The organism is Pseudomonas sp. GP01-A4 (assembly GCF_058780865.1).
The window spans coordinates 31,556-43,611 of sequence record NZ_JBYSWF010000065.1 but is presented as its reverse complement, the minus strand read 5'-3'; the positions used below and the strand labels follow the sequence as shown (position 1 = coordinate 43,611).

Annotated in this window: 8 protein-coding genes; all 8 read left to right on the top strand. The window is 60.4% G+C overall.

What is annotated here, in order from left to right:
- Nucleotides 1-783: 783 nt before the first annotated feature.
- The 8 genes from AC3WKX_RS27695 (at nucleotide 784) to AC3WKX_RS27660 (ending at nucleotide 12,008) form a co-directional block, all read left to right on the top strand.
- The gene (locus AC3WKX_RS27695) at nucleotides 784-2,100 is read left to right on the top strand and encodes a nucleotide sugar dehydrogenase (protein ID WP_003216295.1); all 1,317 of its coding nucleotides are present in this window, start codon (nucleotides 784-786) and stop codon (nucleotides 2,098-2,100) included.
- A gap of 84 nt (nucleotides 2,101-2,184) precedes the next feature.
- A complete protein-coding gene (gene alg8 / locus AC3WKX_RS27690; RefSeq protein ID WP_173883003.1) occupies nucleotides 2,185-3,666 on the top strand; it encodes a mannuronan synthase in 1,482 nt (493 codons plus the stop codon).
- 36 nt (nucleotides 3,667-3,702) lie between these two features.
- Nucleotides 3,703-4,872 carry an alginate biosynthesis protein Alg44 gene (locus tag AC3WKX_RS27685; RefSeq protein WP_003216292.1) on the top strand — a complete coding sequence of 390 codons (1,170 nt, stop codon included), beginning with the start codon at nucleotides 3,703-3,705 and terminating at the stop codon, nucleotides 4,870-4,872.
- A 90-nt stretch (nucleotides 4,873-4,962) separates the two neighbouring features.
- Entirely contained in the window at nucleotides 4,963-6,387 is a 1,425-nt protein-coding gene (algK, locus tag AC3WKX_RS27680; RefSeq protein WP_371858894.1) for an alginate biosynthesis TPR repeat lipoprotein AlgK, read from the top strand.
- A complete protein-coding gene (locus AC3WKX_RS27675; RefSeq protein WP_003216288.1) occupies nucleotides 6,384-7,871 on the top strand; it encodes an alginate export family protein in 1,488 nt (495 codons plus the stop codon). Before algK ends, AC3WKX_RS27675 begins: the two co-directional genes overlap by 4 nt.
- Nucleotides 7,871-9,430 carry a mannuronan 5-epimerase AlgG gene (gene algG, locus AC3WKX_RS27670; RefSeq protein WP_102606056.1) on the top strand — a complete coding sequence of 520 codons (1,560 nt, stop codon included), beginning with the start codon at nucleotides 7,871-7,873 and terminating at the stop codon, nucleotides 9,428-9,430. Before AC3WKX_RS27675 ends, algG begins: the two co-directional genes overlap by 1 nt.
- Nucleotides 9,431-9,441: 11 nt before the next feature.
- Complete coding sequence (locus tag AC3WKX_RS27665; RefSeq protein WP_087692876.1) at nucleotides 9,442-10,890, top strand: alginate O-acetyltransferase; 1,449 nt, start codon at nucleotides 9,442-9,444, stop codon at nucleotides 10,888-10,890.
- An 8-nt stretch (nucleotides 10,891-10,898) separates the two neighbouring features.
- Entirely contained in the window at nucleotides 10,899-12,008 is a 1,110-nt protein-coding gene (locus AC3WKX_RS27660) for a mannuronate-specific alginate lyase (protein WP_003216282.1), read from the top strand.
- The last annotated feature ends 48 nt before the right edge of the window (nucleotides 12,009-12,056 follow it).

The following is a 12,056-nucleotide window of genomic DNA, read 5'->3' as shown; positions in this document are numbered from 1 at the left end:
CGCCCCCCCCCCCCCCCCTCCCACATTTTGTTTGCATTCCAATTCCGAATTCGTCATTTATTTGGCGTCAAAAATAATTCTTCAGATTCCCTAACATTTATTTCACTCGACATTCGTCAATTTTTTTCGTAGTGGCACCACTTTTTTAAAACAGTAGTGGCACAAAACTATTTACCCCTCGCAACTCCCCGCAACTACTGGCCTAAATAGCAAGTGCTATCAGAATAGTACTAGTGCCATCTTTCCTAATATTTCAAGAAATTTCCGGAAACAGGATGAGTGGACAGGAACTATGTCCTAAAGCACCGCTCATACCACCGGTAACGATTATCTCTGAAGATGTAAGAGATGACTTACGTGGCGACCAAGGGAAGTAGCAAAGTTGTCATATAACTTTGACTCAATGGTCAAATCATCAACTGATTAGTTGAAGGCGGACGCAAAGGTTTCACTACTTTCTCCGACAAGGCCAAGGCTGAGCTCACCTGTATGGGTCAGTGAGACAACCCAAGCCGTTGATATATAAGGGCTCAAAGCCCCTGTCAACGCCTTGCGGCACTGGCGCCAGGCCCTTCCCCAGGAAGGCTGGCTGCATTTCAGGGCAAGCCCCAACAATAAGGCCAAGTTGCGCACAACTTGAGTGCATTAGTTAGTCACTCGACTTTTAGTATGCCTGCACTGGATATACCGACGTTTATTCGTCGCACTTCCCAGTGCCTGGGTGACGCTTCAAAACATGAACTCCGGCCATCTAGTGGCACGATTAACAATGAGGTAAATGCGATGCGCATCAGCATATTTGGTTTGGGTTACGTCGGCGCGGTATGTGCCGGTTGCCTGTCTGCACGGGGCCATGAGGTCGTTGGCGTAGACATCTCCAAGGAAAAGATCGACCTGATCAACGCGGGTAAATCCCCCATCGTTGAACCGGGTCTGGGCGAGCTGTTAAGCCAGGGCGTTCAAACCGGCCGACTGCGCGGCACCACCAATTTCGCCGAGGCAATCCGTGATACCGACCTGTCGATGATTTGCGTCGGCACGCCGAGCAAGAAGAACGGCGACCTGGAACTCAACTACATCGAATCGGTGTGCCGCGAGATCGGTTTTGTCCTGCGTGACAAGACCTCCCGTCACACCATCGTGGTCCGCAGCACCGTGCTGCCAGGTACCGTGGCCAATGTGGTGATTCCGATTCTCGAAGACTGCTCGGGCAAGAAAGCCGGCGTCGACTTCGGCGTCGCCGTAAACCCTGAGTTCCTGCGTGAAAGCACCGCCATCGCCGACTACGACCTGCCGCCGATGACCGTCATCGGTGAATTCGACACCGCTTCCGGCGATGTCCTGCAGTCGCTGTACGAAGAACTCGACGCGCCGATCATCCGCAAGGACATCGCCGTCGCCGAGATGATCAAGTACACCTGCAACGTCTGGCATGCGACCAAAGTGACCTTCGCCAACGAGATCGGCAACATCGCCAAGGCGGTAGGTGTCGACGGTCGCGAAGTGATGGAAGTGGTCTGCCAGGACAAGACCCTCAACCTGTCCCAGTACTACATGCGCCCGGGCTTTGCCTTCGGCGGTTCCTGCCTGCCCAAGGACGTGCGCGCCCTGACATACCGCGCAGGCTCTCTGGACGTGGATGCGCCGCTGCTCAACTCGCTGATGCGCAGCAACGAGTCCCAGGTGCAAAACGCTTTCGACATCGTTTCCAGCCACGACAAACGCAAAGTCGCCCTGCTGGGCCTGAGCTTCAAGGCCGGCACCGATGACCTGCGCGAAAGCCCGCTGGTGGAACTGGCAGAGATGCTGATCGGCAAGGGTTTCGACCTGAGCATCTACGACAGCAACGTCGAATACGCTCGCGTGCACGGCGCCAACAAGGACTACATCGAAGGCAAGATCCCTCACGTGTCGTCCCTGCTCAACTCGGACTTCGACGAAGTGATCAACAACTCCGACGTGATCATCCTGGGCAACCGCGATGAGAAGTTCCGTGCCCTGGCGCACAACGCACCCCACGGCAAGCAAGTGGTCGACCTGGTGGGCTTCATGTCCAAGGCCACCAGCGTGAGCGGCCGTACCGAAGGCATTTGCTGGTAACAGCAACGGCAAGTTTCAAGCGGCAAGCGTCCTGATCCCCGGCGCTTGCTGCTTGAAGCCTCCTTCACCTGCGGAATGACGCCTATGTCCAAGTTAAAACACTTACTCCTCCAATCTGCCGGCTGGCTGTTTTTCCTGAGCCTGCTGATGGGACTCGCCCTGCTGTTGCCGGCGAGTACGTTCGACTCAGAGTCGAAGAATTTTATTTTCCTGATTGGCGCCGTCGGTATCTGGCGCTACTCGATGGGTGCTACGCATTTCTTTCGCGGCATGCTGTTCCTGTACGTGGTCTACCCGCACCTGCGGCGCAAAGTGCGCAAGCTGGGCAAGGCGGCAGACCCGTCCCACGTATTCCTGATGGTTACCAGCTTTCGGATCGACGCGCTGACCACGGCCCAGGTCTACAGCTCGGTGATCCGCGAGGCCATCGAATGTGGCTTCCCTACCACCGTGGTCTGCTCCCTGGTGGAAATGTCCGATGAGCTGCTGGTCAAGAGCCTGTGGGCCAGGATGAACCCGCCCGACCACGTCAAGCTGGACTTCGTGCGCATCGCCGGTACCGGCAAGCGTGACGGCCTGGCCTTCGGTTTTCGCGCCATCTCCCGCCACCTGCCGGACAACCGTGCCGTAGTGGCCGTGATCGATGGCGACACCGTGCTCGCCGAGGGCGTAGTGCGCAAGACCGTGCCGTGGTTCCAGCTGTTCGGCAATGTCGGCGGCCTGACCACCAACGAGTTCTGCGAAGTGCGCGGCGGCTACATCATGAGCGAGTGGCACAAGCTGCGCTTCGCCCAGCGCCACATCAACATGTGCTCCATGGCCCTGTCCAAACGCGTGCTGACCATGACCGGCCGCATGTCGGTATTCCGCGCCAACGTGGTCACCGACCCGGGCTTCATTGCCGATGTGGAAAGCGACTCGCTGCAACACTGGCGCCTGGGCCGCTTCAAGTTTTTGACCGGTGACGACAAGTCCAGCTGGTTCAGCCTGATGCGCCTGGGCTACGACACCTTTTATGTGCCGGATGCCGCGATTCACACCGTGGAACACCCGCCGGAAAAGAGCTTTATCAAGGCCAGCCGCAAACTGATGTTCCGCTGGTACGGCAACAACCTGCGCCAGAACTCACGTGCCCTGGGCCTGGGTATGCGTCGCCTGGGCCTGTTCACCAGCATCGTGCTGTTTGATCAACGCGTGTCGATGTGGACCTCCCTGCTGGGGCTGACCGTGGCGATCATCGCCACCTTCAAATACGGCGGCGCGTTCATCCTCGCCTACCTGCTGTGGATCGGCATCACCCGCCTGATTCTGACCCTGCTGCTGTCGTGCTCCGGCCACAAGATCGGCCCGGCTTACCCGGTGATTCTCTATTACAACCAGATCATGGGCGCGCTGGTGAAGATCTACGTGTTCTTCCGCCTTGATCAACAGTCCTGGACCCGCCAGGACACCAAACTGACCCGCGATTTGGCCAGCTTTCAACGTTGGTTCAACACCTGGTCGTCTCGGACCATGACCTTCTCCGCCGGCAGCATTTTCGTCGCCGTGTTGCTGATGATGGTTTGACCCTGCCAAGCCTGAATTAACTAGGAACTAAACACCATGAATAGCCCAGTAAACGCCAACGTTGTCCACGAATCCGAAGCCCAGCGCCAACACGCCCGGGTCAAAATCCCGGCCAAGCTGCGCTTCTTCGGCGCCGATCAAACACCGATGGAAGTGCGGGTGATCGACCTGTCAGCCGGCGGCCTGGCCTTCAACGCCCCGCAGCAGCCGCTGAAAGTCGGCGATGTGCACAAGGGTCGCTTGCAATTCGTGATCGACAACCTGGGCCTGGCGATGGACGTCGAGCTGCAGATTCGCTCCTACGACCGCCAGACCGGCCGCACCGGTTGCCAGTTCCAGAACCTCGATGCACAAGACATCTCCACCCTGCGCCACCTGATCACCTCGCACCTGGCCGGTGACATCGTAACCATGGGTGACGTGCTGGCAACCCTGCAACGCGACAACTTCACCAAGGCGCGCAAGGTCAAGGACGGCGGCAGCAACATGAGCGTCGGTGGCCGCCTGCGGGCGGTGACTTTCAGCCTCGGGATCTTCGTGGTGGGCCTGGCGGCATTCGGCTTCGTGGTCAAATCGGTGTACGGCATGTACTTCGTCAGCCACGCCACCTCCGGCCTGGTGAGCGTGCCCGGGATGAACGTGACCATGCCCCGCGATGGCACCGTGCAAAGCCTGATCAAAGGCGATGCGGTCGCCGCCAAAGGCGCGCCATTGGCAACCTTCAGCACCAGCATGCTCGACGTACTCAAGGGCCATCTGGACGAAGACCAGCTGCAACCGGCCAAGGTCGAAGAGCTGTTCGGCAAGCAAATGACCGGCACCCTCACCTCCCCGTGCGACTGCGTCGTGGCCCAGCAACTGGTCGCCGACGGTCAGTACGCCAGCAAGGGCGACGTGATCTTCCAACTGGTGCCACGCGGCAGCCAGGCCAACGTTGATGCGCGCTTCTCCTATCGCCAGTTTGCCGACGTTCGCCCGGGCACCCGCGTGAACTTCCAGGTAGCGGATGAAGAGCAGGTACGCACCGGCACCATCGTCAGCAGCACCAGCCTGAACAGCAGCGAAATGTCCTCCGACATCCGCGTGCAGATCAAACCCGATGCCCCGCTGGACAGCACCTACGCCGGTCGCCCGGTTGAAGTGACCAGCGATCGCGGCCCGTCCCTGAACTGGCTGATCGACAAAGCCATGGCCAACGGTCTGTAAGCAGAGGACATGCCTGTGATGACTCTCTCAAAAACACCGCAATCCCTGTGGGAGCGGGCTTGCTCGCGAAAGCAGTGTGTCAGCCAACACATGCATCAACTGACAGGGCCCCTTCGCGAGCAAGCCCGCTCCCACATGGGAACTGTGGCGTTGCTGGCTGTTGCGGTCAGCCTCGCCGGTTGCGCCGGTCTGCCCGACCAACGCCTGGCCAATGAAGCGCTGAAACGTGGCGACACCGTCACTGCCCAGCAGAACTACCAGCAGCTCGCGGATTTGGGCTACAGCGAGGCCCAAGTGGGCCTGGCGGATATCCAGGTCGGCACCCGCGACCCCGAGCAAATCAAGCAGGCCGAAGCGACGTACCGCGCGGCCGCCGATACATCGCCCCGTGCCCAGGCACGCCTGGGCCGCCTGCTGGTGGCCAAGCCCGGCGCGACCGAAGCCGAACACCATGAAGCCGAAGGCCTGCTGAAAAGAGCCTTTGCCAATGGCGAAGGCAACACCCTGATCCCGCTGGCAATGCTCTACCTGCAATACCCGCACAGTTTCCCGAACATCAACGCCCAGCAGCAGATCAGCAAATGGCGCGCCTCGGGTTACCCGGAAGCCGGTCTCGCCCAGGTGCTGCTGTATCGCACCCAGGACACCTACGACCAGCACCTGGATGAAGTGGAAAGCATCTGCAAGGCGGCGCTGAACACCACCGATATCTGCTACGTCGAGCTGGCCACGGTCTACCAGAAAAAAGCCGAGCCGGAAAAACAGGCCGACCTGCTCAAGCAGATGGAAGCCGGCTACAGCCGCGGCACCGTCACCGCCCAACGGGTCGACAGCGTGGCTCGTGTACTGGGTGATGCAAGCCTGGGCAAGACCGACGAAAAAACCGCCCAGGCCCTGCTGGAAAAAATCGCCCCCGGCTACCCGGCCTCCTGGGTCAGCCTGGCGCAACTGCTCTACGACTTCCCGGAACTGGGCGACGTCGACCAGATGATGAAGTACCTCGACAACGGCCGCGCCGCCGACCAGCCCCGCGCCGAACTGTTGCTGGGCAAGCTCTACTACGAAGGCAAGTGGGTCCCGGCTGACGCCAAGGCCGCCGAAGAACACTTCCAGAAAGCCGTCGGCCGCGAAGTCGCCGCCGACTACTACCTCGGCCAGATCTACCGCCGTGGCTACCTGGGCAAGGTCTATTCGCAAAAGGCCCTGGACCATCTGTTGACCGCTGCGCGCAACGGCCAGAACAGCGCCGACTTCGCGATTGCCCAGCTGTTTTCCCAAGGCAAGGGCACCAAGCCCGACCCGCTTAACGCCTATGTCTTCAGCCAGTTGGCCAAGGCCCAGGACACGCCGGAAGCCAACGACCTGGCGACCCAGCTCGAAGCGCCGCTGACCCCGGAACAACGCGCCGAAGGCCAACGCCTGGTGCAACAGGAGCTGGCCGTGCGCGGCACCCTGGCCCAAAGCACGCTGCAATTGCACGCCCTGCAAGAAGAAGACGGCGAGGAATCCCTATGAAGCTCAACCCATTCGTCAAGGCCGGTATCGGCCTGACCTTCGCCCTGCTGTGGTCGTGCCCGACCCTGGCGGCGCTGACCGAAGCCAAGAACTTCGGCCTGGAAGTCAAAGTCACCGGCCAGTCCGAAGATGACCGCGACCTGGGCACCCAGAAAGGCGGCGACGTCAACGGCATCGGCCTTGACCTGCGCCCGTGGATCTACGGTGAAAGCGGCAACTGGAGCGCCTACGCCATGGGCCAGGCCGTGACCTCCAGCGACATCATCGAGACCGACACCCTGCAACAGTCCTCGGATGACGCCACTCAACAGACCAGCAATGACGACCGCAAGAGCAAGAAGAACTACCTGGCGATGCGCGAGTTCTGGGTCGCCTATGGCGGCTTCACGCCCTACCCCGGCGAGATCCTCAAGCTCGGTCGCCAACGCCTGCGCAATGACGACGGCCAATGGCGCGACACCAATATCGAAGCGCTGAACTGGACCTTCGACACCACCTTGCTCAAGGCCAATGTCGGCGTCGCCGAGCGCTTCAGCGAATACCGCACCGACCTCAAGGAACTGTCGCCCAAGGACAAGGACCGTCAGCACCTGTACGCCGACGCCGCCTACCAGTGGACGCCAGGCCAGTGGATCGGCCTGCGCGCTCACCACACCCATGATGACGGCAAGCTCGACTACCCGGAACCGGGCGTGGCCACCGACTCGCTGGACAAGCGCGAGAACGGCGACCTGACCTGGCTCGGCATCGAAGCCAACAGCGACGCCTACAACTGGCGCAACACCAACACCGTCAACTACTGGGCGAGCGTCACCGGCATGCAGGGCGACCGCGACACGGTCAACGCCTTGAACGCCGACGGCACCCGCCCGGCCAACGCCAAGCGCAGCGATGACGTGAATGGCTGGGCCACCGATTTGGGTGTACGCCTGCGCCTCGACCCGCAGTGGCAAGTGGGCGCCGCCTACTCCCGCGCCAGTGCCGAATACGAGCAGAACGGCCTGCAAAGCAACCGTTCGAACTGGACCGGTACCCAGTCCCGCGTCCACCGCTTCGGCGAAGCGTTTCGCGGCGAGATGAACAACATGCAGTCCATGAGCCTGTTCGGGTCCTGGCAGCTGCGCGAGGACTATGACGCCAGCCTTGTGTACCACAAGTTCTGGCGCGTCGACGGCAACAAGCCGGTGGGCAGCAACGGCATCGATGCCGTGCAGAACAACACCGATGACGTGACCGGCGCGATCCTGTCCAGCACGTCCCTGCCGCTTGAAGACGGCAAGAAAGATCTCGGCCAGGAGATGGACCTGGTGGTCACCAAGTACTTCAAGAAAGGCCTGCTGCCGGCCGGGCTCAGCCAGTCGATCGACGAGCCGTCGGCCCTGGTGCGCTTCCGTGCAGGCGTGTTCAAGCCGGGCGACGCCTATGGCAGCCAGGTCGACTCGTACATGCATCGCGCCTTTGTCGACGTGATCTGGAAGTTCTGATGGGAGCCTGCGCAATGAAGTCTCAAAGCCTGCTCGTCGCGGCCATGCTGTTGGCCAGCGCCTCGGCCTTCGCCGACAAAGCGCCGACCATCGCCAAAGAGCTGCAACAGGCCAAGACCTACACCATCTCCAGCCCGCCGACCGAGCCGCTGGAGATGGCCAAGCCTGCGCTGCCGGACGTGTCCGGCTACACCGCGGCCAATATCGCGAAAAAGATCGTGCGTACCAAGCCAGGCAAAATCAGCATCCGCCGGATGATGCAGGAAGACGCCCTGAAGGACTTCATCGGCGGCGACAACAAGATGGCCGAATGGGTAGTGCGCCAGCACGGCATTCCCCAGGCGATCTTTGTCGACGACGGCTACCTGAACCTCAAGGACCTGCTGAAGAAAGTGCCCAAGCAGTACTTCAGCGAAACCTCGCCGGGGGTGTTCCTGGCCAAGTTGCCGATCGTGGTGGGCCGTAAAGGCATCCTCGAAATCGACAAGCAGACTCAAGAGCTGCGCCTGTCCCAGGAAGCCGGTTCGTTCCTGATCAACGACGGCCAGCTGTTCGTACGTGACACCAGAATCACCGGCTGGCGCGAGAAGACCAACGGCCCCGCAACCTTCCAGTCGCCCAAGGAATTCCGTCCGTTCCTGCTGGCCTGGGGCGGCACCGAGACCTACATCGCCAATAGCAAGATGGCCAGTTTCGGCTACGCCAACAGTAAGTCGTATGGCGTGAGTATTTCCCAATACACGCCGAACATGGCCAAGGTGCTCAAGCGTCCTGAACCGACGGGCTGGATCGTCGACTCCGAGTTCTCGGACATGTGGTACGGCTTCTACTGCTACGAAACCACCGGCTTTGTGCTCAAGGGCAATACCTACAAGGACAACATCGTCTACGGCATTGACCCCCACGACCGTTCACACGGCCTGATCATCACCGACAACACCGTCTACGGCACGAAGAAGAAGCACGGCATCATCATTTCCCGGGAAGTGAACGACAGCTTCATCTTCAACAACCGCAGCTTCGACAACAAGCTCTCGGGCCTGGTGATCGACCGTAACAGCGTCAACAACCTGATCGCCGACAACGAGATCTACCGCAACCACACCGACGGCATCACCCTCTATGAGAGCGGCGATAACCTGCTGTGGGGCAACAAGGTGATCAGCAACCGTCGCCACGGCATCCGCGTGCGTAACAGCGTGAACATTCGCCTGTACGAGAACGTTGCCATGGCCAACGGGCTGACCGGCGTGTACGGCCACATCAAGGATTTGACCGACACCGACCGCGACATCGCCCTCGACCCGTTCGACACCAAGGTCTCGCTGATCGTGGTCGGCGGTGAACTGGCCGCCAACGGCAGCGGGCCGCTGTCCATCGACTCGCCGTTGAGCGTCGAGCTGTACCGCGTATCGATGCTTGCGCCGACCAAATCCAGTGGCATCAGCTTCTCGGGCGTTCTTGGCGATCGCCAGGAAGAGATCCTCGACTTGCTGGTACGCCAGAAGAAAGCCGTGCTGATCGACCCTGTCGAACGCCAGACCGAAATGCAGGACTGAGGATGACCTTTATGCACCCACACATGATCAAACTGCTCAGCCTTTCGGGTTTGACCCTCGGCCTGCTCGCGGCCAGCCAGGGCGTGCGCGCCGACGAAATCAAGGCGCCAACCTTCACCGCCGAACCGTGCTGCAGCCTGTGCCCGGCCGCCCACGACGCGAAGAACTACACCACCCGCTACCAGCAGAACTTCACCACCCTGGTGCAAGCCCAGGGCGATTGGCTGTTCCGGACCCAGGAAGACCTGCGCACCGAATTCGACACCAGCCCCGCCGGCTACAAACGCATGCAGCAGCTGCACGATGCGTTCAAGAGCAAGGGCGTGGAACTGGTGGTGGTCTACCAGCCGACCCGTGGCTTGGTGAACCGCAACAAGCTCAACCCTGAAGAGAAAGCCAGGTTCGATTTCGACAAGGCCCTGGGCAATTACAAGACCATGCTCGGGCGCTTCGCCAAGATGGGCTACGTCGTACCGGACCTGTCGCCGCTGACCAACGAGCAACTGCCGGATGAATTGCCGGCCCACGATTTCTACTTCCGCGGCGACCAACACTGGACGCCATACGGCGCCCAGCGCACCGCCAAAATCGTCGGCGCGAAAGTGCGGGCGATGCCTGAATTTGCCGGCATCCCCCAGCGCGAATTCGAGACCAAACGGTCCGGGCGCATGGGCAAGACCGGCACCCTGCACAACATGGCCGGGCAACTGTGCGGCACCAGCTACGCGATCCAGTACATGGACCAGTTCACCACCGAGCCCAAGGGCGAAGCGGCAGACGGCGACCTGTTCGGTGATTCCGGCAACCCGCAGATCACCCTCGTGGGTACCAGCCACAGTGGCAAGAACTACAATTTCGCCGGCTTCCTGGAACAGGAAATCGGTGCCGACATCCTTAACGTCGCCTTCCCCGGTGGTGGCCTGGAAGGCTCGATGATCCAGTACCTGGGCAGCGAAGAATTCCAGAAGACCCCGCCGAAGATCCTGATCTGGGAATTCTCGCCGCTGTATCGCCTGGACCAGGAGACCATCTACCGCCAGATGATGTCGCTGCTGGACAACGGCTGTGAAGGCAAGACCGCCCAGATGAGCGCCAGCACCACGCTGAAACCCGGCAAGAACGAATTGCTGGTGAACAGTTCGAACAAAGACCTGCGCAACAGCAGTCACCAGGTCGACATCCGCTTCGCCGACCCATCGGTGAAAACCCTGCAAGCCACCCTCTGGTACATGAACGGGCGCCACGAGGACATCAAGATCGAGAAACCCGAAACATCCGATACAGACGGGCGTTTCGCCTTTGAACTGCGTACCGATGAAGACTGGGCCACGCAAAACCTGCTGGCCGTGGAAGTGCAGGGCCCTGAAGCGGGCCAGGCCGCGCAGAAAGTCGAAGCGAAAATTTGCACACGCAACGTATTCCCCGCCGGTGGTCAACAGACTGCTTCGGCCGGGCAATGAGGTTACCTATGCAGAAGTTATTGATTCCATCGTTGCTGGGCCTGGCGATCTTCGCCGGCTCCGTCAATGCCGCCGCGCCATTGCGTCCGCCGCAAGGCTATTTTGCGCCGATCGAGGCGTTCAAGACCGGCGACTTCAAGAATGACTGCGACGCCATGCCGGCGCCGTACACCGGCTCGCTGCAATTTCGCAGCAAGTACGAAGGTTCGGACAAGGCTCGTTCCACCCTGAATGTGCAGTCCGAAAAAGCCTTTCGCGACAGCACCGCCGACATCACCAAGCTGGAAAAAGACACCAGTAAACGCGTGATGCAATTCATGCGCGACGGTCGTCCGGAGCAGCTGGAATGCACGCTGAACTGGCTCACGAGCTGGGCCAAGGCCGATGCATTGATGTCCAAGGACTTCAACCACACCGGCAAGTCCATGCGCAAATGGGCACTGGGCAGCATGGCGTCGGCCTATGTGCGCCTGAAGTTCTCCGACTCTCATCCGCTGGCCAACCACCAGCAGGAGTCGCAGTTGATCGAAGCCTGGTTCAGCAAAATGGCCGACCAGGTGGTGAGCGACTGGGACAACCTGCCGCTGGATAAAACCAACAACCACTCCTACTGGGCTGCCTGGTCGGTGATGGCGACCTCCGTCGCCGTGAACCGCCGCGACCTGTTTGACTGGGCCGTGAAGGAATACAAGGTCGGCGCCAACCAGGTGGATGCCCAAGGCTTCCTGCCGAACGAATTGAAGCGTCAGCAACGGGCCCTGTCGTACCACAACTACGCCCTGCCGCCGCTGGCGATGATCGCCAGTTTTGCCCTGGTGAACGGTGTGGACCTGCGCCAGGAAAACAACGGCGCATTGAAACGCCTGGGTGACAAGGTGCTGGCCGGGGTGAAAGACCCGGAGATCTTCGAGCAGAAGAACGGCAAGGAACAGGACATGAAGGACCTCAAGGAAGACATGAAATTTGCCTGGCTTGAGCCTTTCTGCACCCTCTACACCTGCGCCCCGGATGTGATCGAGCGCAAGCACGGGATGCAGCCGTTCAAGACATTCCGCCTGGGGGGTGACCTGACCAAGGTCTACGACCCGGCGCATGAGAAAGGCAACAAAGGCAGCTGACGAAACGCACTTCAAATGTGGGAGCGGGCTTGCTCGCGAAGGCGCTGT